This window comes from Paenibacillus rhizolycopersici (assembly GCF_014947195.2).
GTDB classification, from domain to species: domain Bacteria; phylum Bacillota; class Bacilli; order Paenibacillales; family Paenibacillaceae; genus Fontibacillus; species Fontibacillus rhizolycopersici.
This window is the reverse complement of sequence record NZ_JADCNN020000059.1, coordinates 1-244: the sequence shown is the minus strand read 5'-3', so window position 1 is coordinate 244 and position 244 is coordinate 1. Positions and strand designations below refer to the sequence as shown.

General features: G+C 43.9%; 1 tRNA gene. It reads left to right on the top strand.

Going from position 1 to position 244, the window contains the following annotated elements:
- The first annotated feature begins 71 nt into the window (after positions 1 to 71).
- A tRNA-Ala gene (locus IM700_RS23010) sits at positions 72 to 147 on the top strand.
- Positions 148 to 244 lie beyond the last annotated feature (97 nt).

Sequence of the window (244 nt, the reverse complement as noted above, 5' to 3'; positions counted from 1 at the left end):
TACCTCGTTCCTGTAACGGAACGGTACAAAACATGACGTGTTTCCATTTGTTCGGTTTTGATGGAATTTGCGGGGCCATAGCTCAGCTGGGAGAGCGCCTGCCTTGCAAGCAGGAGGTCAGGAGTTCGATCCTCCTTGGCTCCACCATTAATTTCATCAAAACTTGATCCTTGAAAACTGGATAAACGAAACGAAATTTGCGTTTTAGAAACATTCTTTTAGCTGAACTTGTGTCAAAACAAGT